Annotated in this window: 30 protein-coding genes and 1 pseudogene; 11 read left to right on the forward strand and 20 right to left on the reverse strand. The window is 65.5% G+C overall.

The features are described 5' to 3' along the window. Positions 1 to 250: 250 nt before the first annotated feature. The 13 genes from ybgF to RN02_RS25170 all read right to left on the reverse strand — a co-directional run bounded on the left by ybgF (position 251) and on the right by RN02_RS25170 (position 10,885). The gene (gene ybgF / locus RN02_RS25110) at positions 251 to 1,075 is read right to left on the reverse strand and encodes a tol-pal system protein YbgF (protein ID WP_009616944.1); all 825 of its coding nucleotides are present in this window, start codon (positions 1,073 to 1,075) and stop codon (positions 251 to 253) included. A 6-nt stretch (positions 1,076 to 1,081) separates the two neighbouring features. Continuing rightward, positions 1,082 to 1,588, reverse strand: coding sequence for a peptidoglycan-associated lipoprotein Pal (gene pal / locus RN02_RS25115; protein ID WP_009616943.1), 507 nt, complete (start codon positions 1,586 to 1,588; stop codon positions 1,082 to 1,084). 52 nt (positions 1,589 to 1,640) lie between these two features. After that, complete coding sequence (gene tolB / locus RN02_RS25120) at positions 1,641 to 2,885, reverse strand: Tol-Pal system beta propeller repeat protein TolB (protein ID WP_218585322.1); 1,245 nt, start codon at positions 2,883 to 2,885, stop codon at positions 1,641 to 1,643. 53 nt (positions 2,886 to 2,938) lie between these two features. Continuing rightward, positions 2,939 to 3,991: a cell envelope integrity protein TolA gene (gene tolA / locus RN02_RS25125; protein ID WP_043317740.1), complete on the reverse strand. Its 1,053-nt coding sequence runs from the start codon at positions 3,989 to 3,991 to the stop codon at positions 2,939 to 2,941. Position 3,992: 1 nt separating this feature from the next. Next, on the reverse strand, positions 3,993 to 4,457 hold the full coding sequence (tolR, locus tag RN02_RS25130) for a protein TolR (protein WP_009616940.1): 465 nt from the start codon (positions 4,455 to 4,457) through the stop codon (positions 3,993 to 3,995). A gap of 18 nt (positions 4,458 to 4,475) precedes the next feature. Beyond that, the gene (gene tolQ / locus RN02_RS25135) at positions 4,476 to 5,171 is read right to left on the reverse strand and encodes a protein TolQ (protein ID WP_009616939.1); all 696 of its coding nucleotides are present in this window, start codon (positions 5,169 to 5,171) and stop codon (positions 4,476 to 4,478) included. A 1-nt stretch (position 5,172) separates the two neighbouring features. Beyond that, positions 5,173 to 5,619 (reverse strand): tol-pal system-associated acyl-CoA thioesterase, encoded by a 447-nt coding sequence (ybgC, locus tag RN02_RS25140; protein WP_009616938.1) that lies wholly within the window; start codon positions 5,617 to 5,619, stop codon positions 5,173 to 5,175. Between the two features lie 52 nt (positions 5,620 to 5,671). Beyond that, the gene (gene ruvB / locus RN02_RS25145; RefSeq protein ID WP_009616937.1) at positions 5,672 to 6,736 is read right to left on the reverse strand and encodes a Holliday junction branch migration DNA helicase RuvB; all 1,065 of its coding nucleotides are present in this window, start codon (positions 6,734 to 6,736) and stop codon (positions 5,672 to 5,674) included. Positions 6,737 to 6,746: 10 nt separating this feature from the next. After that, on the reverse strand, positions 6,747 to 7,352 hold the full coding sequence (gene ruvA / locus RN02_RS25150; protein WP_009616936.1) for a Holliday junction branch migration protein RuvA: 606 nt from the start codon (positions 7,350 to 7,352) through the stop codon (positions 6,747 to 6,749). A 26-nt stretch (positions 7,353 to 7,378) separates the two neighbouring features. After that, positions 7,379 to 7,903, reverse strand: a complete 525-nt coding sequence (gene ruvC / locus RN02_RS25155) for a crossover junction endodeoxyribonuclease RuvC (RefSeq protein WP_009616931.1) — start codon at positions 7,901 to 7,903, stop codon at positions 7,379 to 7,381. Between the two features lie 84 nt (positions 7,904 to 7,987). Then, positions 7,988 to 8,734, reverse strand: a complete 747-nt coding sequence (locus RN02_RS25160) for a YebC/PmpR family DNA-binding transcriptional regulator (RefSeq protein WP_009616929.1) — start codon at positions 8,732 to 8,734, stop codon at positions 7,988 to 7,990. Between the two features lie 65 nt (positions 8,735 to 8,799). Continuing rightward, the gene (gene aspS, locus RN02_RS25165) at positions 8,800 to 10,578 is read right to left on the reverse strand and encodes an aspartate--tRNA ligase (RefSeq protein WP_099049038.1); all 1,779 of its coding nucleotides are present in this window, start codon (positions 10,576 to 10,578) and stop codon (positions 8,800 to 8,802) included. A gap of 43 nt (positions 10,579 to 10,621) precedes the next feature. Beyond that, positions 10,622 to 10,885 (reverse strand): FmdB family zinc ribbon protein, encoded by a 264-nt coding sequence (locus tag RN02_RS25170; RefSeq protein WP_043267539.1) that lies wholly within the window; start codon positions 10,883 to 10,885, stop codon positions 10,622 to 10,624. A gap of 216 nt (positions 10,886 to 11,101) precedes the next feature. Between RN02_RS25170 and RN02_RS25175 the strand changes: the two genes are divergently transcribed. The 3 genes and pseudogenes from RN02_RS25175 to RN02_RS33505 all read left to right on the forward strand — a co-directional run bounded on the left by RN02_RS25175 (position 11,102) and on the right by RN02_RS33505 (position 12,386). Beyond that, positions 11,102 to 11,572: a Dps family protein gene (locus tag RN02_RS25175; protein WP_009616923.1), complete on the forward strand. Its 471-nt coding sequence runs from the start codon at positions 11,102 to 11,104 to the stop codon at positions 11,570 to 11,572. A gap of 217 nt (positions 11,573 to 11,789) precedes the next feature. Beyond that, a pseudogene (locus tag RN02_RS34600) lies at positions 11,790 to 12,047 on the forward strand (cold shock domain-containing protein membrane protein); the annotation flags it as partial. A 108-nt stretch (positions 12,048 to 12,155) separates the two neighbouring features. Next, positions 12,156 to 12,386 (forward strand): cold-shock protein, encoded by a 231-nt coding sequence (locus RN02_RS33505; RefSeq protein ID WP_134163507.1) that lies wholly within the window; start codon positions 12,156 to 12,158, stop codon positions 12,384 to 12,386. Between the two features lie 632 nt (positions 12,387 to 13,018). Here the strand turns inward: RN02_RS33505 and RN02_RS25185 are convergent. Both RN02_RS25185 and RN02_RS25190 read right to left on the reverse strand, forming a co-directional pair. After that, positions 13,019 to 13,225, reverse strand: coding sequence for a SlyX family protein (locus tag RN02_RS25185; protein ID WP_009616920.1), 207 nt, complete (start codon positions 13,223 to 13,225; stop codon positions 13,019 to 13,021). Positions 13,226 to 13,230: 5 nt separating this feature from the next. Continuing rightward, complete coding sequence (locus RN02_RS25190) at positions 13,231 to 13,653, reverse strand: HIT family protein (RefSeq protein WP_009616918.1); 423 nt, start codon at positions 13,651 to 13,653, stop codon at positions 13,231 to 13,233. A gap of 708 nt (positions 13,654 to 14,361) precedes the next feature. Between RN02_RS25190 and RN02_RS25195 the strand changes: the two genes are divergently transcribed. The 3 genes from RN02_RS25195 to RN02_RS25205 all read left to right on the forward strand — a co-directional run bounded on the left by RN02_RS25195 (position 14,362) and on the right by RN02_RS25205 (position 18,522). Further along, the gene (locus RN02_RS25195; protein WP_009616916.1) at positions 14,362 to 15,684 is read left to right on the forward strand and encodes an OprD family porin; all 1,323 of its coding nucleotides are present in this window, start codon (positions 14,362 to 14,364) and stop codon (positions 15,682 to 15,684) included. Between the two features lie 160 nt (positions 15,685 to 15,844). Continuing rightward, entirely contained in the window at positions 15,845 to 17,560 is a 1,716-nt protein-coding gene (locus RN02_RS25200) for a proline--tRNA ligase (RefSeq protein WP_043317744.1), read from the forward strand. Between the two features lie 8 nt (positions 17,561 to 17,568). After that, entirely contained in the window at positions 17,569 to 18,522 is a 954-nt protein-coding gene (locus tag RN02_RS25205; protein WP_043317746.1) for a hypothetical protein, read from the forward strand. 23 nt (positions 18,523 to 18,545) lie between these two features. Here the strand turns inward: RN02_RS25205 and RN02_RS25210 are convergent, their stop codons facing one another. Together RN02_RS25210 and RN02_RS25215 are read right to left on the reverse strand one after the other, a co-directional pair. Then, a complete protein-coding gene (locus tag RN02_RS25210) occupies positions 18,546 to 18,821 on the reverse strand; it encodes an acylphosphatase (RefSeq protein ID WP_043317748.1) in 276 nt (91 codons plus the stop codon). After that, entirely contained in the window at positions 18,821 to 19,291 is a 471-nt protein-coding gene (locus RN02_RS25215) for a TlpA disulfide reductase family protein (protein ID WP_043317750.1), read from the reverse strand. Before RN02_RS25215 ends, RN02_RS25210 begins: the two co-directional genes overlap by 1 nt. Before the next feature lie 30 nt (positions 19,292 to 19,321). Here RN02_RS25215 and RN02_RS25220 point away from each other — a divergent pair, with 30 nt between their 5' ends. Both RN02_RS25220 and RN02_RS25225 read left to right on the forward strand, forming a co-directional pair. After that, positions 19,322 to 20,734 carry a PilZ domain-containing protein gene (locus RN02_RS25220; RefSeq protein ID WP_043317751.1) on the forward strand — a complete coding sequence of 471 codons (1,413 nt, stop codon included), beginning with the start codon at positions 19,322 to 19,324 and terminating at the stop codon, positions 20,732 to 20,734. Between the two features lie 177 nt (positions 20,735 to 20,911). Next, the gene (locus tag RN02_RS25225; RefSeq protein WP_009616910.1) at positions 20,912 to 21,310 is read left to right on the forward strand and encodes a hypothetical protein; all 399 of its coding nucleotides are present in this window, start codon (positions 20,912 to 20,914) and stop codon (positions 21,308 to 21,310) included. Between the two features lie 3 nt (positions 21,311 to 21,313). Here the strand turns inward: RN02_RS25225 and RN02_RS25230 are convergent, their stop codons facing one another. Together RN02_RS25230 and RN02_RS25235 are read right to left on the reverse strand one after the other, a co-directional pair. Continuing rightward, positions 21,314 to 21,511, reverse strand: coding sequence for a hypothetical protein (locus tag RN02_RS25230; RefSeq protein WP_024128548.1), 198 nt, complete (start codon positions 21,509 to 21,511; stop codon positions 21,314 to 21,316). A gap of 158 nt (positions 21,512 to 21,669) precedes the next feature. Further along, the gene (locus RN02_RS25235; protein ID WP_043317753.1) at positions 21,670 to 22,899 is read right to left on the reverse strand and encodes a YihY family inner membrane protein; all 1,230 of its coding nucleotides are present in this window, start codon (positions 22,897 to 22,899) and stop codon (positions 21,670 to 21,672) included. A gap of 113 nt (positions 22,900 to 23,012) precedes the next feature. On the opposite strand from RN02_RS25235, the gene arsC reads away from it, so the two are divergent. Genes arsC through RN02_RS25250 form a run of 3 tightly spaced genes read left to right on the forward strand, consistent with a single transcriptional unit; the run spans position 23,013 to position 24,379 of the window. Beyond that, positions 23,013 to 23,366: an arsenate reductase (glutaredoxin) gene (gene arsC, locus RN02_RS25240; RefSeq protein WP_043317755.1), complete on the forward strand. Its 354-nt coding sequence runs from the start codon at positions 23,013 to 23,015 to the stop codon at positions 23,364 to 23,366. Further along, the gene (wrbA, locus tag RN02_RS25245) at positions 23,363 to 23,959 is read left to right on the forward strand and encodes an NAD(P)H:quinone oxidoreductase (protein WP_009616906.1); all 597 of its coding nucleotides are present in this window, start codon (positions 23,363 to 23,365) and stop codon (positions 23,957 to 23,959) included. Before arsC ends, wrbA begins: the two co-directional genes overlap by 4 nt. Then, on the forward strand, positions 23,960 to 24,379 hold the full coding sequence (locus RN02_RS25250; protein ID WP_043267557.1) for a DUF2069 domain-containing protein: 420 nt from the start codon (positions 23,960 to 23,962) through the stop codon (positions 24,377 to 24,379). Between the two features lie 370 nt (positions 24,380 to 24,749). On the opposite strand, the gene hda is transcribed toward RN02_RS25250, so the two are convergent. Then, positions 24,750 to 25,457 carry a DnaA regulatory inactivator Hda gene (gene hda, locus RN02_RS25255; protein WP_009616904.1) on the reverse strand — a complete coding sequence of 236 codons (708 nt, stop codon included), beginning with the start codon at positions 25,455 to 25,457 and terminating at the stop codon, positions 24,750 to 24,752. Positions 25,458 to 25,486: the final 29 nt, after the last annotated feature.

Genomic DNA, 25,486 nt, shown 5'->3' on the forward strand with positions numbered 1-25,486 from the left:
GGCTGTGAGGTTGAGTTGGCGCTCAACGGTTTAACCCGTGCCTTCAGCCCCCGCAAGCCCTCCAGACTTTCCCCGATAAATATTCCGGACAGTAGTGCGCGTTCGCGGGAATGACGAGGGTGAGGATTGGAGCGCGGGATAAAGGTTCGCGAGCAAGCTCGCGCCTACAGGAAGGACATGCCCGGCAGGAATGAAAAACGCCGTTTCCCCTGCTGGAAGAAACGGCGTTTTCAGATGAACGACAAGAGGCTTACTTGAGGCTCTTCAGGTCCCGCTGGGCCAGTTGGGCGGCGGAGCTGCCCGGGTACTGGGCGACCACCTGCTGGAGGATGCCACGGGCCTTGTCGTTGTTGCCCAGGCGGCGCTCCACATCGGCCAGCTTGTACAGTGAGTCCGGCACCTTGGGGCTGCTCGGATAGGCCTGGCTGACCTTGGCGAAGGCCTGGCCGGCGCCCTGCAGGTCACCCTTGGCCAGGTTCACCTCGCCCAGCCAGTACTGCGCGTTGCCGGCGTACTGGCTGCTGGGGTACTTGCGCAGGAAGGCGCCGAAGGCCTGGCTGGCCTTGTCGAAGTCCTTGGCCTTGATCAGGTCGAAAGCCGCGTCGTAGTAGAGCTTCTCTTTCGCCGGATCGCCCGGCTCGCTGCTCGCGGGCTGGGCCTGTTGCTGCTGGGCGGCAGCGGCGCCGGCCGCTGCGCCCGCACCGGCGGCGCTGCCGTCGGTGGAGGGGTTCTGGGCTGCCGGAGCGGAGGAAAGGCGGCGGTCGAGGTCCTGGTAACGCTCGAGGCTTTCCTGCTTCAGCTGCTGGATCTGGTTCTGCTGTTCTTCGAGGGTGCCGCGCAGGCGGGCGATCTCGTCCTGCATCTGCTGCAGTTGCAGGAACAGCTGGGCTTGCCCGGAGACGGGAGCGGCCGAAGCCGCCCCGCCACCGGCATAAGCACCATCAGCACCTGCGGTGCCGTACCCCGCGGGCGGCGCGCTGGCGTAGCCGCCATCGTTACCATCCACCACCGGAACCGCGGCCGCCGCCATCAGCGGCAGGCCGCAGACCATCAAGGTCAGGAGTCGCAGGCGCATAGGGTCTTACTTCTTCAGCTCAACGCGACGGTTCTGAGCCCAGGACTGTTCGTCGTGGCCGGTGGCAACCGGACGCTCTTTACCGTAGGAAACCAGTTCCAGCTGAGCCGGGGACACGCCCTGCAGTACCAGGTAGCGCTGAACGGCCTTGGCGCGACGCTCACCCAGAGCCATGTTGTACTCGCGGGTGCCGCGTTCGTCGGTGTGGCCTTCCAGGACGACGTGCTGGCCGCTGCCTTTCAGGTCTTTGGCGTGTACGTCCAGAGCGCGCATGGCTTCCGGCTTCAGGTCGGAGCTGTCGTACTCGAAGTAGAAGGTGGTGATCGCACGCAGAGCGGCTTCGTCGCTCAGGCTGCCGTCAACGGCACCGCTGTTGGCGCCGTAGCCAGCGTTCGGGTCAACGCCGCCATTGGCGCCTTCACCAGTAGCATCGCCTTTCTTGGACGAGCAACCTACGGCTACGGCCATGGCGAGGGCGATAACGGCAAATTTGCCGAATTTCAGCATTTCCATCATGTAACTCCTAATGAACCCCAGTGTATAAGTTTGGAACAGTTGGCAACCGTCAGTTCAGGTAAGGGGACCAGGATGGCTCGCGCACGTCGCCCTGAGCGGTGGGTAGCGGTAACCGAACACGTCCGTTGATGCTGGCGAGCATCAACACGCCCCGGTCCTGCTGGCGGGTGGCGTATATTAGCATCGTGCCATTTGGCGCAACAGTGGGCGAATCGTTCAGCGTGGTGTTCGAAAGCACCCGCAGATTGCCGCGTTGCAGGTCCTGGGCGGCGATCTGGAAGTTGGTGAAACCTTCCTGGCGGTGGACCATCACCAGGGTCTTCTCGTCGGCCGAGAGTTTCGGGTTGGCGTTGTAGTTGCCGGTGAAGGTCACGCGGTCGGTGGCGCCGCTGTTGACGTTCATCTTGTAGATCTGCGGCTTGCCGCCGCGGTCCGAGGTGAAGTACAGGGTCGAGCCGTCCTTGCCCCAGAAGGGTTCGGTGTCGATGGCCGCGTTGTTGGTCAGGCGGCGCAGCTGGCGCGAGCCCAGGTCCATCAGGTAGATCTCCGGGTTGCCGTCGCGCGACAGCACCAGGGCCAGACGGTTGCCGTCCGGGGAGAACGCCGGGGCGCCGTTGAGGCCTTCGAAGTTGGTCAGTTGCTCGCGGCGGCCGGTATCCACGTACTGCATGAAGATGCGCGGGCGCTTCTGCTCGAAGGACACGTAGGCAATGCGCCGGCCGTCCGGCGAGAAGCGCGGCGAGAGGATCGGCTCGCGCGACTGCAGCAGGGTCACCGGGCGGGCGCCGTCGTAGTCGGCGCGCTGCAGGGTGAAGCGGGTGTTGTCGGCGGAGAAGCGCTCGGCGGTCACGTAGAGCAGCTTGGTGGAGAAGGCGCCCTTGATGCCGGTGAGCTTCTCGAACGACTGGTCGGCGATGAAGTGCGACATGTCGCGCAGCTGCTCGACGCTGCCGCCGACGCTGCCGGTGACGATCTGCTGCTGGGTGGCGACGTTGAACAGGCCGTACTGCACCTGCAGGCGGCCGCCGGCCGGGGTGATGTTGCCGATCAGCACGTATTGCGCGCCCAGGGCCTGCCAGTCGCGGTAGATCACCTCGCTGGCCTGGGCCGGCAGGCTGATCATGTTCTGCCGCGGGATCGGCTCGAAGTAGCCGGAGTTGCGCAGGTCGTTGCCGATGATGTTGGCCATGTCGTCGGGCAGGACGTTGCCGCCCTGCCAGCCGAAGGGCACCACGGCGATCGGCACGGCGCGATCGGCGCCGCTGGTCACCAGAATGTTCTTCTCATCTGCCATCGCCACGCCTGCCACGCAGAGCAGGGCGACGAGCAATCCTCTGAAAATCTTGATCACAGCGTGAGGTCCTCAGGCGTGAAGGTCATCTTGAAGGAACGGTAGGGATTGAAGTCCTTGGGACTCAGGCCCTGCATTTCAGTAATGCGACCGACGTTCCTCACGGCGTTCACCGCGGAACTGTCGAACGCCTTGTCGCCGCTGGAGCGGACGACGGTCGCATTGGTGATGGTGCCATCGGGCAGCATGTTGATCTGCACGGTAACACTCATGCCGTTACGGGCCGATGGCGGACGCGACCAGCCCTCGGATACCCGGGAGCGGATCAGGTCGTCGAAGTTGCCTGCCACCTCGTTGCCCTGTTCGTCGGCCAGGGCCTGCTGCCGCTGCGTGTCGTCGGACAGCAGTTCGGCCAGGGCCTGGGCCTTCTTGTCTTCCTGAGCCTTCTTCGCTGCAGCTTGGGCCGCGGCCTTCTTCTTCGCGGCGTCAGCGGCCGCCTTCTTCTTGGCGTCCTCCGCGGCGGCGAGTTTCTTGGCCTGCTCCGCAGCTTTCTTCCTGGCCTCTTCGGCGGCCTTCTTCTTGGCCTCCTCCGCGGCTTGTTTCTTGGCTTCTTCCTCGGCTTGCTTCTTGGCCTCTTCCTCGGCCTTCTTCTTGGCGATGTCGGCCTGCTGCTTCTGCGCCGCAGCCTTGGCCTCGGCCGCCTTCTTGGCGGCGTCCGCGGCCTTCTTCGCCTCGGCGGCCTTGGCTGCTTCCGCAGCTTTCTCGGCCTCCGAAGCCTTTCGAGCATCATCGGCTTTCTTTTGTTCCGCAGCTTTCGCTTCGGCTATGGCTTGCTGCTCGACCTTCTTTTGCTCCAGCTGTTCCTGCTCGTACTGCTTGGCAGAGGTCTTCTTCGCCTCCCCGGCGATCTTCTGGTTGGTCTGCTGCGTGGCCTGGCTCTTGGACTTGAGCTGGTAGAGCGTAGCCTGGACGATCGGACGCGCAGGCGGCAGCTCGGGCGTCATGGCCCAGCTGACGAAGAGCATCGCGAAAATCAGGACGTGCAGCGCTACCGCCAGTACGACCGGCCAGAAGTAGCTTTCCGATGGAGAGCGTTCGAGTTGGTGCATATCAGCTTCCGGGCGCCTCGGTGATCAGCCCGACGTTACCCACACCGGCCTTCTGCAACCCGCCCATGACAGCCATGACGGAGCCGTAGTCGACAGCCTTGTCGCCACGCACGAAGACCTGCACTTTCTTACCCTGACGGCTGTTCTCGGCCATGATGCCGGTGGCTGCGCTCACCAGCTGGTCGAGATTGATCGCGGTCTGACTGCCCTTGCCCTGGTCGGGATCGACTTCCGAACCCATGTTCCAGTAGTAGGTCTTGTCGGCCTTGATCGATATGGTCAGCACCCGCGAATCGTTGTCCTGCGGGAGCACTTCGCTGGAAACCTTGGGCAGGTCGACCTTGACCCCCTGGTTCAGCATCGGTGCGGTCACCATGAAAATGACCAGCAGTACCAGCATCACGTCGATGTATGGCACCACGTTCATTTCCGCGACCGGCTTGCGTTTATGACGGACCCTTGCCATGTCGGCTTACCTCTCTGGTCAATCGTCGCTGGCGTGGACTTTGCGGTGCAGGATGGCCTGGAACTCGTCGGCGAAGGTGTAGTAGCGGCCGATCAGCATTTCCGAACGCGCGGCGAAGCGGTTGTAGGCGATGACCGCGGGGATCGCTGCGAACAGGCCGATGGCGGTGGCGACCAGGGCCTCGGCGATGCCGGGGGCGACGGTGGCCAGGGTGGCCTGCTGCACGGCGGCCAGGCCGCGGAAGGAGTTCATGATGCCCCAGACGGTGCCGAACAGGCCGATGTACGGGCTGGTGGAACCGACGGTGGCGAGGAACGGCAGGCTGGTTTCCAGCTTCTCTTCCTCACGGGAGATGGCCACGCGCATGGAACGGGCCACGCCTTCCATCACCGCGTCCGGGTCGACGCCGGGCTGCTGGCGCAGGCGCGAGAATTCCTTGAAGCCGGCGCGGAAGATCTGCTCCACGCCCGAGTCCGGGTCGGGGTTGCTGCCGGCCTGGCGATACAGCTTGGACAGGTCGATGCCCGACCAGAAGCGTTCTTCGAAGCCATCCAGGGCTTTCTTGGCTGAGCGCATCATGTTGCTGCGCTGGAAGATCATGATCCAAGAAGTGACCGAGGCGGCCACCAGGGTGAGCATGACCAGCTGCACCACGATACTGGCGTTGCTGATCAGGCTCCACATGGAGGTATGGTCGACGACGTTCGGTTCCACGTTATTCTCCTGCTGAAAGGGTGTCCGGAGTGCCGGCAAATGCCGCACGCAACGCTTCGGGGATGGCGCGGGGCTTGAGGTTGTCGGCCCGCACGCACGCCACCAGGAAGCGGCCCTCGCATAACAGGGCCGAATCCGACGCTCGACGAACCTGTTGACGGAACCGCAGGCTCGCACGGTTCAACTCCTCGACCTCGGCGCTGACGACCAGTTCGTCGTCCAGGCGAGCCGGCGCGTGGTAGCGCGCTTCGGCCGAATGAACGACGAAAAGCAGGTTCTCACCTGCCAGCTGGGATTGGGCGAAGCCCAAAGCCCGCAGCCGCTCGGTGCGAGCCCGCTCCATGAACTTGAGGTAGTTGACGTAGTAGACGATGCCGCCTGCATCGGTGTCCTCGTAATAGACCCGGAATCGATGCTCGAACGGCTGACCCCCGTGTTGCGCGCGCATACTCTAGAACCAAGTTGGGGCTTTGCCAATCGGCAATCAGCCACAAATGCAATTAATTACCATCTTCAGGGGAGAAAAGATCCGGCATCGCCCCCTCGCCCATCCGCTTCGGCAACTTCAGGCCGAAATGCAGGTATGCATGCCGGGTGACCACCCGTCCCCGCGGCGTGCGCATGATATAGCCTTGCTGGATCAAATAGGGCTCCAGCACGTCCTCGATCGTATGTTTTTCTTCGCCGATGGCCGCGGCGATGTTGTCCAGCCCCACCGGCCCGCCGTCGAACTTGTCGATCATGGTCAGCAGTAGACGCCGGTCCTGGTGGTCGAAGCCACGTTCGTCGACGTCCAGCAGGTTCAGCGCCTTGTCCGCCACCTCGCTGCTGATCGCCCCGCTGGCGCGCACTTCGGCGAAATCGCGCACGCGGCGCAGCAGGCGGTTGGCGATGCGCGGCGTGCCACGGGCGCGGCGGGCGATCTCGAAGGCGCCGGCCGGGTCCATGTCCAAGCCGAGGATGCCGGCCGAACGGGCGACGATGGTCGCCAGGTCGTCGACGCTGTAGAACTCCAGGCGCTGGACGATGCCGAAGCGGTCGCGCAGCGGGTTGGTCAGCATGCCGGCGCGAGTGGTCGCGCCGACCAGGGTGAAGGGCGGCAGGTCGAGCTTGATGGAGCGCGCCGCCGGCCCTTCGCCGATCATGATGTCGAGCTGGAAGTCTTCCATCGCCGGGTACAGCACTTCTTCGACGATGGGCGAGAGGCGATGGATCTCGTCGACGAAGAGCACGTCGCCCGGCTCGAGATTCGTCAGCAGCGCGGCGAGATCGCCCGGGCGCTCCAGCACCGGGCCGGAGGTGCTCTTGATGGCCACGCCCATCTCCTGGGCGATGATGTTCGCCAGGGTGGTCTTGCCCAGGCCCGGTGGGCCGAAGATCAGCGTGTGGTCCAGGGCCTCCTTGCGGCCGCGGGCGGCGCTGATGAACAGCTCCATCTGCTCGCGCACGCTGGGCTGGCCGATGTAGTCGGACAGGCTCAGCGGGCGGATGGCGCGGTCCAGCTGCTCCTCGCGCTCGCGAGGGCCGGCGGTGGCGGCCGAGATCAGGCGATCGGTCTCGATCATGCGCGGCTACCTAGACCATGCCCTTGAGCGAGCGGCGGATGAGTTCTTCGCTGGACAAATCTTTTTCCTCCACGGCGGCCACGGCGCGGCTCGCCTCCTGGGGCTTGAAGCCTAGCGCGATCAGCGCGCTGACGGCATCGGCCTCGGCGCTTGAGACTGTTGCGGCCAGTTTCGGTTCCGCCACCAGGGGGGCGATGGTCGGCATGTTCTCCCAGGCCTTGAAGCGGTCCTTGAGCTCCACCAGCAGGCGCTCGGCGGTCTTCTTGCCGACCCCGGGGATCTTCACCAGGGTGGAAGTATCCTGCGCCTGCACGCAACGCACCAGCTCATCCACTTCCAGGCCCGACATCAGGGCCAGGGCCAGCTTGGGGCCGACGCCGTTGAGGCGGATCAGTTCGCGGAACAGCTCGCGCTCGCGCTTTTCGGCGAAGCCGTAGAGCAGGTGGGCATCTTCGCGCACCACCAGGTGCGTGTGCAGGGTCACCGGTTCGCCGAGGGCGGGCAGGCGATAAAGAGTGGTCATCGGCACTTCCAGCTCGTAGCCGATGCCATTGACGTCGAGGATCAGGTGCGGCGGCTGCTTTTCCGCCAGGGTGCCACGCAGGCGTCCAATCACGGCTCAGGGTCCTTGCAGGTTGTCGGTCAAAGGCGCAGGCGCCCGCCGCGGCGGCGCGCGGTGGACAGGCCATGGGGCACCAGGCTCTGCCGGGTGTGGGCGTGGCACAGGGCGATGGCCAGGGCGTCGGAGGCGTCGATCTGCGGTTTCTGCGTCAGTTTCAGCAGGTGCATGACCATCATCTGGACCTGCAGCTTGTCGGCCCCGCCGGTGCCGGCGATGGCCTGCTTGACCTGGCTGGCGGTGTATTCGGCGATCTCCAGCCCCTCCTCCGCCGCCGCGACTATGGCCGCGCCGCGGGCCTGGCCGAGCTTGAGCGCGGAGTCGGCGTTGCGCGCCATGAACACCTGCTCGATGCCCATCATGCTCGGGTGGTAGGTCTGGATGACCTCGCGCACGCCGCGGAAGACGATCTGCAGGCGTTCGTGCAGGGCGCCGCTGCCGGTGCGGATGCAGCCGGAGGCGACATATTCGCAGCCGCGGCCGGTGTCCCTCACCACGCCGAAGCCGGTGATGCGCGAGCCGGGGTCGATGCCTAGGATCAGGGTCATGTGCCGGATACCAAAAGCCGGAAGCCGGAGCGGTCGAATCCGACGGCTCCGGCTTCCGGCGCGAGGCCCATGTCGGGGATGGCGTCAGCCAAGCTGCGCCATCACCTCTTCGGGGATGTCCGCGTTGGAGTAGACGTTCTGCACGTCGTCCAGGTCCTCGAGCATGTCGATCAGCTTGAGCACCTTCTGCGCGGTCTCCAGGTCCAGGGTCGCGGTGGTCGAGGGGATCATCGAGATCTCCGCTTCCTCGCCCTTGAAGCCGGCGGCGGTCAGCGCCTCGTTCACCGCGATGAAGTCGGCGAAGCTGGTGAAGACGTCGATGGAACCGTCGTCATTGGTCACCACGTCGTCGGCGCCGGCCTCCAGGGCCGCTTCCATCAGGGCATCCTCGTCGACGCCGGGGGCGAAGCTGATCTGCCCCTTGCGGTCGAACATGTAGGCCACCGAGCCATCGGTGCCGAGGTTGCCGCCGCACTTGCTGAAGGCATGGCGCACTTCCGCCGCGGTGCGGTTGCGGTTGTCGGTCATGGCCTCGACGATGATCGCCACGCCGCTGGGCGCGTAACCTTCGTAGGTCAGTTCTTCCATGTTGTCCGCGTCGTTCGAGCCGGCGCCACGGGCGATGGCGCGATCGATGGTGTCGCGGGTCATGTTGGCGGTCAGCGCCTTGTCCACGGCCAGGCGCAGACGTGGGTTGTCAGCCGGGTTGCCGCCGCCCTGCTTGGCGGCGACCGTCAGTTCGCGGATCAGCTTGGTGAAGATCTTCCCGCGCTTGGCGTCCTGACGCTCCTTGCGGTGCTTGATGTTGGCCCATTTGGAATGACCAGCCATAACTCACTCCGTCTAGCTTGTTGCGGCGGCGGCGCAGGCTGTGCGCCGCCGCGGTTCATCTGGAATTACTCGGCGGCCTTCTGCTGCTCGCGCAGGCGGATGTGCAGCTCGCGCAGGGCCTTGCCGTCCACGGTGCCCGGAGCCTGGGTCATGACGTCGCCGGCGCTCTGGGTTTTCGGGAAGGCGATCACTTCGCGGATCGACGCGGCGCCGGTCATCAGCATCACCAGGCGGTCCAGGCCGAAGGCCAGGCCACCGTGCGGCGGGGCACCGTACTTGAGGGCGTCGAGGAGGAAGCCGAACTTCTCTTCCTGCTCCGCATCGTCGATGCCCAGCACGCGGAACACCGCCTGCTGCATGGCCTTGTCGTGGATACGGATGGAACCGCCGCCCAGCTCGGTGCCGTTGAGCACCATGTCGTAGGCGCGGGACAGCGCAGCGGCCGGGTTGGCCTCCAGCTCTTGCGGGCTGCACTTGGGCGAGGTGAACGGGTGGTGCAGCGAAGTCAGGCTGCCGTCGTCGTTCTCTTCGAACATCGGGAAGTCCACGACCCACATCGGCGCCCACTCCTTGGTGAGCAGCTTGAGGTCATGGCCCACCTTGATGCGCAGCGCGCCCAGGGCGTCGCAGACGACCTTGGCCTTGTCGGCGCCGAAGAACACGATGTCGCCATCGACCGCACCGACGCGATCGAGGATCACGTTCAGGTTCGGCTCGGCGATGTTCTTGACGATCGGCGACTGCAGGCCTTCCACGCCCTTGGCGCGTTCGTTGACCTTGATGTAGGCCAGGCCCTTGGCGCCGTAGATGCCGACGAACTTGGTGTAGTCGTCGATCTGCTTGCGCGGCATGCTCGCCCCGCCCGGAACGCGCAGGGCGGCGACGCGGCCCTTGGGATCGTTGGCCGGGCCGGAGAAGACCTTGAACTCGACATCCTTCAGCTGGTCGGCGACGTCGACCAGTTCCAGCGGGATGCGCAGGTCCGGCTTGTCCGAACCGTAGCGGCGCATGGCTTCTTCGAAGGGCATGTGCGGGAATTCGTCGAACTCCACGTCCAGCACTTCCTTGAACAGCTGGCGCACCATCTTCTCGGTGATGGCGATGATGTCGCTCTCGTCGAGGAAGCTGGTCTCGATGTCGATCTGGGTGAATTCCGGCTGGCGGTCGGCGCGCAGGTCCTCGTCGCGGAAGCACTTGGCGATCTGGTAGTAGCGGTCGAAGCCGGCGACCATCAGCAGTTGCTTGAACAGCTGCGGCGACTGCGGCAGGGCGAAGAAGTGGCCCGGGTAGGTGCGGCTGGGCACCAGGTAGTCGCGCGCGCCCTCGGGGGTCGGGCGGCCGAGGATCGGCGTCTCGACATCGAGGAAGCCGTTGTCGTCCAGGTAGCGGCGGATGCTGCTGGTGATGCGCGCGCGCAGCTTCAGCTTGGCGGCCATTTCCGGACGGCGCAGGTCGATGAAGCGGTAGCGCAGGCGGGTTTCCTCGCCCACATCGGAATATTCGTCCAGCGGGAACGGCGGAGTCTCAGCCTGGTTCAGCACGTCCAACTCGTAGCCCAGCACCTCGATGGCGCCGGAGGCCATGTTGGCGTTGCGCGCGCCTTCCGGACGCATGCGCACCTTGCCGGTGACCTTGACCACGTACTCGCTGCGCACGCGGTCGGCCTTGGCGAAGGTCTCGGCGCGATCCGGGTCGAACACCACCTGAGCCAGGCCTTCGCGGTCACGGATGTCGAGGAAGATCACCCCGCCGTGGTCGCGGCGGCGGTGCACCCAACCGCAAAGCGTGACTTCCTGGCCGTCCAGGCTCTCGTTCAATTGGCCGCAATAGTGGCTGCGCATCATGGTGTGTTTCGCTTCTCGCAAGTCTTGGATTCGAGGGAACCGCTCATTCGCCGGCGGCACAGGCGCCCGAGCCGCAGCCCGTGGCGGGGCAGGCGGACTCGGCGGACGCCAGGTTCTTCTTCGCGCCGGTCTTGAAGTCGGTTTCGTACCAGCCGCCGCCGCTCAGGCGGAAGCCGGGGGCGGAGACCATCTTCTTCAATTCCGGGGCCTGGCAGGCCGGGCAATCGACCAGCGGCGCATCGCTGAGCTTCCGCATGGCTTCCAGCTGATGGCCGCAGGAACGGCATTGGTATTCGTAAATCGGCATCGGGACACCTTGGCTGCTACATGGCCGCGGGCCCGCATCCCGCGGCAAAGGCGCGGATTATAGCCTGAAAAAACCATGACTTGCAGCCGCCCTCCAGCGGCCCCCGCGGCGGGCAGTCGATAGAAATCCACTATCGGAAGCTTTGATTCAAACCAAAAGGCTCCCGTCAAAGCCCGTGCTAGCCTGACCGGGAATTTTCATCAAGAGGAAGACGCCATGGAAATCGACATCGGCATCGCCGAACAGGACCGCGCCGCCATCGCCGAAGGGCTCTCGCGCCTGCTGGCCGATACCTACACCCTCTACCTGAAGACCCACAACTTCCACTGGAACGTCACCGGGCCGATGTTCAACACCCTGCACCTGATGTTCGAGGGGCAGTACACCGAGCTGGCCCTGGCGGTGGACAGCATCGCCGAGCGCATCCGCGCCCTCGGCTTCCCGGCGCCGGGCACCTACGCCGCCTACGCCCGCCTCTCCTCTATAAAGGAAGAGCAGGACGTGCCGGACGCCCAGGAAATGATCCGCCTGCTGGTCCAGGGCCAGGAAGCCGTGGTGCGCACCGCGCGCAGCATCTTCCCGCTGGCCGACAAGGCAGCCGACGAGCCCACCGCCGACCTGCTGACGCAGCGTATGCAGGTCCACGAGAAGACCGCGTGGATGCTGCGCAGCCTGCTCGCCCACTGACACCTCCCCGCCGGGCCCGGCATCATGCCGGGTCCCCCTCTGCTCGCCCAGGCGCTAAGCGGTTGATTTGAGAAGGCTATCGGTTTGCTGTTAAATACCGCCCGTGCGCCTCGCGCATAGGCCGCCGGCTTCTTTCAGGTCATTTTCATCGCTGCGAACCAGACCGCACGACCGGCTGCTTCTCTTTACGCTTATCGCTCAAGGTGAATCCATAACCATGCTGAAAATCGTCCACCTGCTGACGGGCGTTGCCGCCCTCGTGCTGTCATTCGCACCCTCGCTGCGCACCGATGCCATCCCCTACCTGCAGAACCCCGACGCCGTCTACCTGGCCCTGCTCGGCCTGACCGCCCTGCTGCTCACCCCCGCCAGCCAGCGGGTGCAACAGCTGCAGAGCCTGGTATCGGCGCTGATCGCCCTGGCCGTGGTCCTGCAGATTCTCATCCTGCTGGCGCCGCTGCCGTCCATCGGCGACCAGCCGGCCATCGTCCTGCCCCTGCTGATCCTGGCCGTCGCCGTGGTCCTGCAACTCGCCAGCGGCCTGCAGAAGCGCCCCAGCGCCGGCGCAGCCCCCGAAGCCCCGATCAGCGACGAGAACCGCGAGACCGGCACCGTGAAGTGGTTCAACACTTCCAAGGGCTTCGGCTTCATCTCCCGCGATACCGGCGAGGACATCTTCGTGCACTTCCGGGCCATCCGTGGCGAAGGCCACCGCATCCTCATCGAAGGCCAGCGCGTGGAGTTCTCCGTGGTGCAACGCGACAAGGGCCTGCAGGCGGAGGATGTGATCGCCGCCCTGCCCGGCCGCCGCTGAGGAACGAGCCGAAGCGCCGATCGGCGCAATGCCGGTTGCTTGAGACAGATGCCGTTTCCCTCCATGGGGAAACGGCATTTTTCATTTTTGGCTCAAGAGCGCCCTCTCCCAACCCCCGGCTGCGCGCCCTGCCTGGAAGGGAGAGCGGGCTGTTCGTGCCACCGGAGTGTCCGGCGTGGCCGGGGAGTCCAATCGCGGACAAGTCCTACGCCCGCGCTTCCCTGTAACCGTAGGAGCAACTGCCTTGCAAGCCGCGCCGGGGTGCTCTTCGTAGGATGGGTTGAGCTTGCGAACCCCATGCGGTCATGGCGATGGGTATCGCTTCGCTCAACACCATCCTACGGGTCTTGTGCTTGCCGGAGGGTGTAGGAGCGGACTCTGTCCGCGATTCGGCGGATAACGCCGTAGGCGTTATGCGCCCTACGGATTTCCAGAGAAACCTCCGCGCACGCCGAAACGCCCCTTCAGAAGGCCGAGCGAAACCCGCGCTCGCGGAAATGACGAGGGCAGGAGGATGGCGCCAAACCAAGAAGCCGCTCAGAACAACCCCCCTCTCCCTTCGGGAGAGGGGCCTCTTAAACGCCACCGGCAGACACCAGCCCCGTAAACGACGCTGCCTCTACCACCACCACTCAATAATGCGGCGGCGGCACATCATCCTCAGCAATACCGACCTGCCCCTGCAGGTCTTCCAGGCGCTTGAGCAGCACCTGCATCTGCAGGCGCAGGCGCTCGATCAACCGCTCCTGCTCATAGACCACGTCGCTCAGCGTCTGCAGAGCGTCATCCTGGAACGCCAGACGGCTCTCCAGATCGGTTACCCGTTCCTCCAGGCTCATGGCATTCACTCCTCGAAACGAAAGGCGTCGCCCAGGGCCATGCGCAGCTTGCCGCGCACCGCCAGCAACTCCTCGGGCGTGTAGGGGCGCGCCGGATGCCGGCCCCAGACGGGGCCCGGCCAGGCCGCGTCGTCGCGGCGCCGCACGATGACGTGCATGTGCAATTGGCTGACCACGTTGCCCAGGTTGGCGACGTTCATCTTGTCGGCCTTGAAGGTGTCCTTGAGCACTTCCGCCAGATGGGTCGCCTCGCGCCACAGCTCCTGCTGCTCGTCCGGCGCCAGTTGGAAGATCTCGCTGACATCGTCGCGGCGCGGCACGAGGATGAGCCAGGGATATTGCGCATCGTTCATCAGCAGCAGGCGGCTCAGGGGAAAGTCGCCCAGCGCGATGGTGTCCTGCTGCAGGCGGGAATCCAAGACGAACATCTGACTTCTCCTGTTCGACCAGTCTTGAAATAGAAGCTTAGCCCCCTCGGGGGAGCGCTGGGCGCGGAGGATACTAGAGGCAGGCGGGGAACGGCAGCCGTCCCGCGGCGGCGCGGCACCCTATTCGTGCACTGCGCCAAATCGGGGCACTTTCCGACAACAGGGAAGCAGGGGCATCTGCTGCCTACGGAAAGGAACCTGGCAGGAAAACCCCGGCTTCTCGAACGAACCTGCAACCCCGGGCGAGCACCAAGGGAGTAAGGCAAGCCGCAAATATTCTCGCAACATCTTGAAATCTGCGCGCCAACGGCATACACCGTGCAGCATCCGGGACGATGGCGAAACCTTCGAGGGGACGAATCGGGTTTTGAGCACGGATGTTGCTAGATGCTCGCCACCGGGAAGAACAAACAAAAGCGCGGATCGCAACTGAGCAAAAAACAACCAGAAGATACGCGACATCACCAAGGGGAAATAAAAGAAACGAGTGTCAAGTGGTCGCGTAACCAGATTCTCAAGATGAGACCTACTTGGAAGCGACACTTGTCATACATGTTTGCGACAGTGCCATAAAGAAACCGTTTGAAGTTTCCGGCAACTATCGCCAAGACAACACGCGTGCTATAAGTTAGCGCCGACAAGAAGAACGAGCCGTCACCGCGGCACATAGTGATGGCAAATAATTTCAAAACCAAAGGAGCAATCACGATGAAAGTGATGAAGTGGAGCGCCATTGCCCTGGCGATTTCTGCAGCCACCTCGCAACTGGCCATGGCCGAAGCCTTCGTCAGCGACCAAGCGGAATCCAAAGGCTTTGTCGAAGACAGCAGCCTGAACTTCCTGGTTCGCAACTACTACTTCAACCGCAACAAGAAAGATGGCGCCGCTGACGCCCGTGACTGGACCCAAGGTTTCTGGGCCAACTACAACTCCGGCTTCACTCAGGGTACTGTCGGTTTCGGCGTTGACGCCTTCGGCTACCTGGGCCTGAAACTGGATGGCGGCAGCGGTTATGGCGCCACCGGCAACCTGCCGGTCCACGACGACGGCGACAAGGCCGACGACTACGGCAAAGCCGGTGCAGCCGTCAAAGTCCGCGTATCCAAGACCGAGCTGAAATTCGGCGACATGCAGCCCACCGCACCGGTATTCGCCGTTGGCGGTACCCGCCTGCTGCCGCAGACCGCTACTGGCTTCAGCCTGATGAGCAGCGAGATCGCAGGTCTGGACGTCGAGGCAGGTCACTACTATTCCGGCACTGGCCAGACCACCACCAACCGCGATGGTGACATCTGGGCCACCTATGCCGGCATCGACGCCAGCTCCGCCGATTTCGTCGGCGGCAAGTACGCCTTCAACGACAACTTCAGCGCATCGCTGTACGGCGCCAAGCTGGAAGACATCTGGAAGCAGTACTACGTCAACCTGAACTACACCCTGCCGATCGCCGACTCCCAGTCCCTGGGCTTCGACTTCAACTACTACAACACCAAGGATGAAGGCAGCGCGAAAGCTGGCGACATCAGCAACAACACCTTCTCCCTGGCCGCCGCCTACACCCTGAGTGCCCACACCTTCACCCTGGCCTTCCAGAAGGTGAACGGCAACACTCCGTTCGACTACATCGGTATCGGTGACAACAACGAAGCGGCGGACTCGATCTTCCTCGCCAACTCCGTCCAATACTCCGACTTCAACGGCCCGGGCGAAAAATCCTGGCAGGCTCGTTACGACCTGAACATGGCCGAGTACGGCGTACCTGGCCTGACCTTCATGGCTCGCTACATCAACGGTAAGGACATCGACGGCACCAAGATCGATCCGACCAGCGCCTACGCTGCCTACGGCTACGGCGAAGATGGCAAGCACCACGAAACCAACGTGGAAGCCAAGTACGTCGTCCAGAGCGGCCCGGCGAAGGACCTGTCCTTCCGCATCCGCCAAGCCTGGCACCGCGCCAACTCCGACCAGGCCGAAGGCGATATCGACGAGTTCCGCCTGATCGTCGACTACCCGCTGTCCGTTCTGTAACCGGAACGACCGCAGGTCAAGGAAAGCCCGGCCCCGCGCCGGGCTTTTCCTTTTCCGCGTTCCGCGGCATCCGGCTCCCCCGGCCGCGCCCTGTACGGCGCCAGGCACGCACCGTACAATGCCCGCCTACCTCTGTCTCGCAATCGAATAACGGCCAACCATGCGTACCAGTCAGTACCTGCTGTCCACCCTGAAAGAAACCCCTGCCGATGCCGTGGTGATCAGCCACCAGTTGCTGCTGCGCGCCGGCATGATCCGCAAGCTGGCCTCGGGTCTCTACACCTGGCTGCCGATGGGCCTGCGGGTGCTGCGCAAGGCCGAGACCATCGTCCGCGAAGAAATGAACGCCGCCGGCGCCCTGGAAGTGCTGATGCCGGCCGTGCAGCCCGCCGAGCTGTGGCAGGAATCCGGCCGCTGGCAGCAGTACGGCCCCGAGCTGCTGCGCCTGAAGGACCGCCACGACCGCGAGTTCTGCGTCGGCCCGACCCATGAAGAGGTCATCACCGACCTGGCGCGCAACGAGCTGTCCAGCTACAAGCAGCTGCCGATCAACTTCTACCAGATCCAGACCAAGTTCCGTGACGAGATCCGTCCGCGCTTCGGCCTGATGCGCGGCCGCGAGTTCATCATGAAGGACGCCTACTCCTTCCACATGAACCAGGAGTCGCTGCAGCAGACCTACGACGGCATGTACACGGCCTATTGCAAGATCTTCACCCGCCTGGGCCTGGATTTCCGTCCCGTGCAGGCCGACAACGGCTCCATCGGCGGCAGCGGCTCCCACGAATTCCACGTGCTGGCCAACTCCGGCGAGGACGACATCGTCTTCAGCGACAGCTCCGACTACGCCGCCAACATCGAGAAGGCCGAGGCCGTACCGCGTGAAACCGCGCGCGGCGCCGCCACCGAGGAACTGCGCCTGGTCGATACCCCGGACACCAAGACCATCGCCGACCTGGTGGAGAAGTTCGGCCTGCCCATCGAGAAGACCATCAAGACCCTGGTGGTGCGCGGCGCCGAGGAAGGCAAGCTGGTCGCCCTGGTGGTCCGCGGCGACCACGAGCTGAACGAGATCAAGGCCGCCAACCAGCCCCTGGTCGCCAGCCCCCTGCAGATGGCCAGCGAAGCCGAGATCAAGGCCGCCATCGGCGCTGCCCCCGGCTCCCTCGGCCCGCTGAACCTGCCGCTGCCCTGCATCGTCGACCGCTCGGTGGCCCTGATGAGCGACTTCGCCATCGGCGCCAACCTCGACGACAAGCACTACTTCGGCGTGAACTGGGAACGCGACCTGCCGCTGCCGGAAGTCGCCGACCTGCGCAACGTCGTCGCCGGCGACCCCAGCCCCGACGGCAAGGGCACCCTGGTGATCCGCCGCGGCATCGAGGTCGGCCACATCTTCCAGCTCGGCACCAAGTACAGCGAGGCGATGGGCCTTTCCGTGCTCAGCGAACAGGGCAAGCCGGTCACCCTGATCATGGGCTGCTACGGCATCGGCGTATCCCGCGTGGTCGCCGCCGCCATCGAGCAGAACAACGACGAGCGCGGCATCCTCTGGCCGGCCGCCCTGGCGCCTTTCCAGGTCGCCATCGTGCCGCTGAAGTACGAGACCGAAAGCGTGCGCGAGGCCACCGACAAGCTCTACGCCGAGCTGACCGCCGCCGGCTACGAAGTGCTGCTGGACGACCGCGACAAGAAGACCAGCCCCGGCGTGAAGTTCGCCGACATGGAGCTGATCGGCATCCCGCACCGCATCGTGGTCAGCGACCGCGGCCTGGGCGAAGGCACCCTGGAGTACAAGGGCCGTCGCGACAGCGAGTCGCAGAACATCGCCGTGGCCGACGTGATGAGCTTCCTCAAGGCGAAGATCGGCAACTGAGCAGCGCGATGTCCCGAAGCACTACCCGCCTCAAGGTTGCCGCCCTGTGCGGCAGCCTTGTCTTGAGCGGCTGCGCCAACCAGATGTCGCAGCGCAGCGAACACGAGGAGCGCGTCGAGCGCAAGCTGCTCGACCACAGCCTGCAGATCGACGTCGGCGAGCCCGGCGTCCTGCAGCTGCCGCAGCGCCGCGTCCGCGTGCAGGAGCAGAAGACCTTCGAAGTCACCACCTTCGAGGTCACCCGCCGCTACGACCGCTACACGCCCTACCAGGGCTGGCGCGAGTTCTACGAAGTGCCGCTGGGTGCGCTGACCTTCGTCGCCGGCATCGGCGCCAACGTGGTCAACGTGTTCGCCCTGGGCAACCTGCCGGAAAGCGTCACCCGCGGCTGGATCAGCTACGGCATCGACGGCATGAACCCGTTCATGAACGTGCAATCCAACGGCCGCGCCGAGCAGAACCTGGCCAACATCGACGAACAGCGGCGCAACAGGCACACCGAGTACTCCAGCCTGCCCTGGGCCGAGCGCCCGGTGCAGGTGAGCGTCGGCAAGGAGACCCAGGAACTGCTGACCGACCGTCACGGCATCCTGCGCCTGAACCTGCTGGACAGCCCCTTCAGCGACGACGCCGTGTACCGCGCCGGCCGCCTGCAGCTGAGCGTGCGCGATGCCCAGGACAGCGCCCACGCCGAGGCCAGCCTGCTGGTCAGCCCGACGCTGCGGGGCAAGCTGCACGAAGCTCATGCGCTGATCTACGACGACCTCGAAGGCGAGGACGTGCAGCACTGGGTGCACCGCGTCAAGCGCCTGTCCGACCTCGGCCTGGAAGAGGAAGCCAGCGAGCTGGAACAGAGCCTGATCGAACTGACGCGCAACGATCCGGAGCTGCAGAAGGAATTCCTCCAGCGCCTGCTGAGCGACGCCGGCCGCCTGGCCGCGGACCCCGGCGCCAGCAACTGAGCCCGGGCCGACACCGCCGGGGCTCAGCGCCGCACGATGAAGCCGGTGATGCCCTGGGCCGGCATGTCCTGCAACGCCACGTCCGTCACCAGGGCCTTCTCCGGGCCCTGGTGCAGCCACTCGCGCAGCGCGTGGACGGCGCTCTCCTCCCCTTCCATCAGCACCTCGACCCGCCCATCGGGCAGGTTGCGCACCCAGCCGTCGACGCCCAGCCGGTCGGCCTGCTCCTGGGTACCCTGGCGGTAGTAGACGCCCTGCACGCGCCCACTGACGAAGCCGTGCATGCAGATTCTCGCCATCAGCGTTTCTCCCCTTGCAGGGCCAGCAGGCGCGCCTGTACGCCGCTGGCCGTCTGTTCGCCCAGCATGCGCTCGCGCACCTGGCCCTTGGCGTCGACGATGTAGGTCACCGGCAACGCCTCGCTGCGCGGCAGCTTGAAGCGCGGCGCCGGGTCGTCGGCCAGCACCGTGTAGCGGATCCCCAGGTCTTGCGCGGCCTTGCTCAGCTCGGCGTCACGCAGGCCATCGTAGTTGACCCCCAGCACCCGCACGCCCTTGTCCCGGCTGTCCTCCGCCAGGCGGTTGAACTCGGGCACTTCCTTGCGGCAAGGCACGCACCAGTCGGCCCAGTAATTGATGACTAGCCACTGGCCATCTAGGCTTGCTGTAGGTACCTTCTTTCCATGCTGATCGACGCCGTAATCCGCCGAGCAGCCGGCCAGGATCAGGCCGGCCAATAGTCCACTGACAAAACGGAGCCGTACTCCCATGCCTTCAGTCCTCGTGTATGCGGGGTGGTCATGATGCTCTCTGCCCTGCGCCTGGAAGTGCCGGACATTCTCGAAGACAACGGCGACGCGGCGAGCAACCTGTCGGCAGGACTGCTGCAGGCCCGGCGGCTGCCTCTGCACGAAGGCCTGCAGCACTGCCTGGGCGTCCTCTTCAGGCTCAACCGTTGCGCACTGACCTTACTGGAAAGGCAGCGCGCGCTGCAAAGCCTCGCCGAAGAATATCGCCATTACACCCGGCTGATCCGCGCCGAGAAAACGCCGCCGGCTCTCTTCGTGCACCTGTGCGGCGAACTGGCCGCCGGCTTCAAGCGCCTGCTGCTGCAGATACTCAACGGCCACAAGCCCTCGCGCCCGCACCTGGCGTGGTGCCTGTACATGGCCGAGCACTTCCTCGCCCAGGCCCTGCTGCGCCATTACCAGCAGTACCAGCAGCCGCCGGGCTCGCTGTGGCGCGACAGCCACCTGCTGTACTGGATAGGCGAATACCAGCAGTGCCTGGACGAACCCATCGCCGCCGCCTTCGAACCCACCCCGGCCGGCACCCTGCGGGGCCTGTACCAGCAATCCCTGCTGCTGGCGCTGAGCAACCCCTTCCACCTCACCGAAGGCGAGGCGCCGCACCTGTTCAGCGCCCTCGCACCGCTGGCCGGCCTGGCCCGGCTGCAGGACTGGGACGACGAGGAAGAGGAGCAGGAAGGCTACCTGGTCGACCTCGGCGACGACCGCCCCTGCCTGGGCTTCGACCAGAAGCCCGAGGCACCGCCCGAACGCCTGCGCCGCCTGGAACTGGGCGCGCTGCTGATCGCCCTGCACGACCCGGCGCCGCTGCGCCCGGCGGCCGAGAGCCTGCTGCTGGAACGTGTCCGCCCGCACTGGCTGGGCCACCAGCCGCGCCGTCATACGCGCGCCGAGAAGCATGCGAGCTGCCAACTGGTGATCGGCCTGACGGCCATCCAGGCCCACCTGCTGGCCAGCGCCGCCGGCAGCTGCGAGGCGCAGATGGCCGACGCCAGCCCCGGCGGGGCGCGCATCGTCTGCCAGGGCAGCCAGGCACAGCGCCTGCCGGTCGGGCAACTGCTGCTGATCCTCGACAAGCCGGGCTCGCCGATCCTGGCGATGGTGCGCTGGCGTCACCTCAACGGCGACGGCCTGCACCTGGGCCTGCGCTTCCTCAAGGGCCTGCCACGGCCGGCCTGGCTGCGCCGCACGCCTGACGCACAGCGGCACCCGGCGGTCCTGCAGAGCACCCCGGAACCGGGCAACGGCTGGTACCACGGCATCTGGCTGCCCCAGGGGCAATTCGTCGAGGGCGAGAATCTCTGGCTGCAACTGGCCAGCTTCGACAACCAGACCATCCTCCCGCTGCCCGCGGCCAACCTGGTCACGCCCCTGGTCAGCCGGCATCCGCTGCGGCTGGGCTGATGATGTCATTTGGGAAACAGGTCACAGCCAGGATCGCTAACACGCACGTTTTGTGGGCCTGTTGCTCCCTATAATGCGGGGCTTGCGGAAGTTTTCCTTCCGCCAGGCCCTACATCCTGTCAGAACACGCAGGCGCCAAGTACGCCGGCCGAACCCATTCACGGAAGCGACAGACATATGCAGCCCACGGATCAGATCGTCAGCCGGGTGCCCGAACACATAGTGGCCAATGCCAGGCCCCTCGGTACCAGCAACGGTGGGCGGGCTTGCGACTACAACGTCGCCGCCTGGCTGCTGGTGCCGGGCATGGCCCAGTTGCCGGTGACGCTGCTGGCCAGCTACGGCGACGGCGAGCGGCAGCACGAGGTGGTGATCGACCACGGCACCCTCAATGCCAGCGGACGCATACTGCTGTCCGGCATCGCGCGGCTGCCGTATCGCTACAGGATCGACAATCTGCAGATCAGACTGCGTTCGGCGGTGGGACTTTCGCGCCTGACGGTGGAAGAACTCTTCGTCCAGGCGGTGGAACAGATCGCCAGCGACCAGCGGATCAACGCCGGCCAGCTGTCGTAGCGCTCAACCCAACTGGCGGGCGGGTTCGCCGACGGGCTCGGCGGTGCTGGCAGCCCGCTCGTCGAGCGCGGCATGCACGCTGGGCAGCAGCGACTCGGGCCAGCTGCTGAACTGCAGACCGGTGATTCTATTCAGCCGCTCCAGGGCGCTCTGCGGGTCGCGCTGGTGCAGGTGTACAACTTTGTTCAGGTCTTTGTTCATGAAGATGCGGGCCTTCTCGGAACTTCTGGGGAACACCACTGTCCTGAACCGGCTATAGCCAGAAGCGTGCCAAACTTTCGAGGCCCGCGATTCCACGCATTTTCATCTTCGCCCGGCCGCTTCCAGCATTCCGTTTCGCCGCAAACTGACCTTTTACGTCACCTGGAATGTGACGGACTCAACCATTCTGCGAGACTGCCGCCGAACAGCACCTCCCGCTCCGCCTGGTAGCGCTGCAGGGCCTCGCGCAGGGGCGGGTACCAGTCCTCCGCGAGGTTGTCCGGCAGCGTCTCCAGGCACGGCAGCGGCCAGGGGCAGCGGTTCAGCAGGCGATGCAGGCTGTAGCTGCCCAGGTCGCGGCACAGCACCCAGGTATCGTCGCTGCCGCCCGAGCGGCAGACTATCTGCTCGCGTTCGAGGAAGGCCAGCAGCTCCTCCCATTCGTCCTCCGGCAGCATCCAGCCGGCGCGGTGCAGGTGCGCCAGGCGCGTCGCCTCGCCCTGGCGCTGGCGCTCGTAGAACACCCGCAGCACGCCCAGCAGCACCAGCAGCCGCGGCAACGCCCTGCGCCGCCACAGGCGCGTCGAGGACAGGTTGCAGACCAGTTCGGCGCCGAACAGCACGATCAGCCAGGACAGGTAGATCCACAGCAGGAACAGCGGCACCGTGGCGAAGGCGCCGTAGATCAGCTTGTAGCCGGGGAACAGGCCGACGTAGAGGCCGAACAGCGACTTGGCCGCCTCGAACAGGAAAGCCGTCAGGGCGCCGCCGGCCAGGGCATGCAGCGGCGGCACGCGGGCGTTGGGCACCGCGGCGTAGATGAGGGTGAAGGCCGCCACGCTGAACAGCAGCGGCATGAACTTCAGCAGCATGCCGGCGCCGGGCAGCGCATGGGGCCCGGACAGCAGCGACAGCGAAGTGACGTAGGTCGACACCGCGAAGCCGGCGCCCAGCAGCAGCGGCCCCAGGCTGAGGATCGCCCAGTACAACAGGAAGCGCGTCACTCCGCGGCGCGGCTTGCGCACCCGCCAGATCTCGTTGAACACCCGCTCGATGGTCACCAGCATGCTGAACGCGGTGACCGCCAGGAAGGCCACCCCCAGCCAGGTCAGGTGGCGCGCCTGGACGATGAAGGCGCGCAGGTAGGTCTCCACCGCCTCGCCGGTGGACGGCACGAAGTTGTGGAAGATGAACAGCTGGATGCGCTCGCCCATGCCTTCGAAGGTGGGAATGGCCGAGACGATGGCGAAGGTCACGGTCATCATCGGCACTACGGCGAACAGCGTGGTGTAGGTCAGCGCGGCGGCGTGGCTGCTGACGCGGTCGGCATGGAAACGCTGGAGCAGATAACGCCAGAACTCGATCAGGTTCCGCAAGCGCGGGTGCATGCTGTGTCCTTAAGTCGCAGGGCCGCCGGCCCGACCGAACGCCGATGGTTCAGCCAACCCTCGGGAGGCGGTTAGAATAGCCGCCACTTTAACGGCCCAGCGAGCCCATGGATATGAGCCAACTGACACTTTTCCACAACCCGCGCTGCTCCAAGTCCCGCGGCGCCCTCGAACTGCTCGAGGCGCGCGGCCTGGCCCCGACCATTGTGCGCTACCTGGAAACGCCGCCCAGCGCCGCCGAACTGCAGGCGCTGCTCGGCAAGCTGGGCATCAGCGCGCGCCAGCTGCTGCGCACCGGCGAGGAGGAATACAAAGCCCTCGGCCTGGCTGACCCGCAGCTCAGCGACGCCCAGCTGATCGAGGCCATGGCCGCCCATCCGAAGCTGATCGAACGGCCCATCCTGGTGGCCGGCGACAAGGCGGTGATCGGCCGGCCGCCGGAGAAGGTGCTGGAGATCCTGCCTTGAGCGCGCCCTACATCCTGGTGCTCTACTACAGCCGCCACGGCGCCACCGCCGAGATGGCCCGGCAGATCGCCCGCGGCATCGAGCAGGGCGGCCTGGAGGCACGCCTGCGCACGGTGCCGGCGGTGTCCACCGAGTGCGAGGCGGTGGCCCCGGACCTGCCCGAGGAAGGCGCGCTCTATGCCACCCTCGATGACCTCAAGGACTGCGCCGGCCTGGCCATGGGCAGCCCGACGCGCTTCGGCAACATGGCCGCGCCTCTGAAGTACTTCCTCGACGGCACCAGCAGCCTGTGGCTGACCGGCGCCCTGGTCGGCAAGCCGGCGGCAGTGTTCACCTCCACCGCCAGCCTGCACGGCGGCCAGGAGACCACCCAGCTGTCCATGCTGCTACCGCTGCTGCACCACGGCATGCTGGTCACCGGCATCCCCTACAGCGAACCGGCCCTGCTGGAGACCCGCGGCGGCGGCACGCCCTATGGCGCCAGCCACTTCGCCGGCGCCGACGGCAAGCGCGCCCTGGACGAACACGAGATCACCCTGTGCCGCGCGCTGGGCAAGCGCCTGGCCGAGGTCGCCGGCAAACTGGAGCGCTGAATGGCCCGCAAGAAGAAACCCCTGCCCTCCCTCGAGCACCTGCGCCCGCGCCTGGCCGCGAGCCGCGCGGTGAGCCTGGGCAGCCTGCTGGGCCTGGTCCTGCTGATCCTCACCTGGGGCCTGCTGTTCACCGACGCCCGCGGCGCCCCGGATTGGGTGCCGAAGGTGTGGACCGCGCTCAAGCTGCTGCCGCTGCTGATCATCGCCCCGGGCATGCTGATCGGCAGCGCCCGCGGCCACGCCTGGGCCTGCTACGTGGTCAACCTGTACTTCATCACCGGCGTGCTCAACACCTTCGAGCCGGGCCAGCGCATCTACGGCTGGGCCGAGGTGCTGCTCAGCGTGAGCCTGTTCTGCGCGGCGCTGCTGTACACCCGCTGGCGCTTCCAGTACGAGCGCAAGCTGGCGGGGGAGGATTAGACCCTGTAGGAGCGCGCCCTGCGCGCGATTCGCGGGCAGGGCCCGCTCCTACACCTTCCGGCAAAAAAACCCGTAGGATGGTGTTGAGCGAAGCGATACCCATCACCGCGGCCGCATGGGTTTCGCAAGCTCAACCCATCCTACAAAGAGCATCTCGGCGCAGTCGGCAAGACAGTTGCTCCTACAGGTGACCTCGGAGGCGGACGCATCGGAGCGAGCTTGCTCGCGAACAGATTCCGCTGCGGGGCCCATTCGCGAGCAAGCTCGCTCCTACGAAAAGCACCTCGGCGCAACGTCGTAGGGCGAAGAGCATACGGCTCCGGATAACTTGCAGCTTATGGCTTGCGGCTTGCAGCTCCCCCGAAGGGGCCTACCAACCCAGGGTTTCCTTGAGGAAGGGGATGGTCAGCTTGCGCTGGGCCTGCAGCGAGGCCTTGTCCAGTTCGTCCAGCAGGTCGAAGAGGAATTCCATGCTGCGCGCGCCGCGGGTGAGGATGAAGCGCCCGACTTCGTCGGTGAGGTGCAGGCCGCGGCGCGAGGCGCGCAGTTGCAGGGCGCGGAGTTTTTCCTCGTCGGTCAGCGGGTGCAGCTGGAAGATCAGCGAGAGGGTCAGCCGCGACTTCAGATCGGGCAGCTTGACCGGCAATTCGCGCGGCGGCATCGAGGCCGCCAGCAGCAGGCGGCGGCCGGCGTCGCGCAGGCGGTTGAACAGGTGGAACAGCGCCTCTTCCCACTCCGGCAGGCCGGCCAGGGCCTCGATGTCGTCGAGGCAGACCAGTTCCAGTTGTTCCAGATCGTCGAAGATCGCCGGGCCGTATTGCACCAGCTCGGCCATCGGCAGGTACACCGAGGTCTCGCCGTACTGCTCGAAGCGCAGGCAGGCCGCCTGCAGCAGGTGGCTGCGCCCCACGCCCTCGACGCCCCACAGGTAGATGAGGCTCTCCGCCCAGCCGGCGTCGCAGTCGCACAGCCGCTCGACATACCCCAGCGCCGCGGCATTGGTGCCGGGGTAGAAGTTGGCGAAGGTGGCATCGTCGCGCAGACGGATGCCCAGGGGTAGCTGCATAGGTTGTTTCATGCCGGGCGGGGCTTTTCTTCGAAAACGCT

Origin of the sequence: Pseudomonas sp. PI1 (assembly GCF_000812405.1) — a bacterium.
In the GTDB taxonomy this organism is placed as follows: domain Bacteria; phylum Pseudomonadota; class Gammaproteobacteria; order Pseudomonadales; family Pseudomonadaceae; genus Pseudomonas; species Pseudomonas citronellolis.